Below are 396 nucleotides of genomic sequence, written 5' to 3'. Positions count from 1 at the left end.
CGGCGAGCCGCTATACGGTTTTACCCCCGATGCCGGACTCCCCCTAGGATTTGAAGGAATTGCAGCATGACTGGTCCACAACCACTTGCAGGTTTGAAGGTTATTGAATTTACCCATATGGTCATGGGCCCCGCGGTTGGTGCTATCCTCGCGTCGCTGGGCGCCGAGGTTATCCGTGTAGAGCCCATGGGCGGTGATCGCACCCGGACTCTTGTCGGATCGGGTTCCGGCTATTTCCCGATGTATAACCGGCACAAGAAAAGCATTTGCCTCAACCTGAAAAGCGATAAAGGAATTGAGATAGCTAGAAAGCTGGTGGATGATGCCGACATATTGGTCGAGAATTTCAGACCCGGCGCGCTGGACCGGCTTGGACTTGGCTATGACAAATTATCA

The 396-nt window shown here is 53.5% G+C and carries 1 protein-coding gene; it reads left to right on the top strand.

Features of this window, described 5'->3' with window-relative positions:
• Positions 1 to 66 precede the first annotated feature (66 nt).
• The coding region (locus tag AB1K62_RS14655) for a CoA transferase (protein ID WP_367004706.1) at positions 67 to 396 on the top strand (330 nt) is incomplete at its 3' end.

This window comes from Parasphingorhabdus sp. JC815 (assembly GCF_040717415.1).
Classification (GTDB): domain Bacteria; phylum Pseudomonadota; class Alphaproteobacteria; order Sphingomonadales; family Sphingomonadaceae; genus Parasphingorhabdus.
The sequence above is the reverse complement of the archived record's forward strand: the minus strand, read 5'-3'. Positions and strand labels throughout refer to the sequence as shown.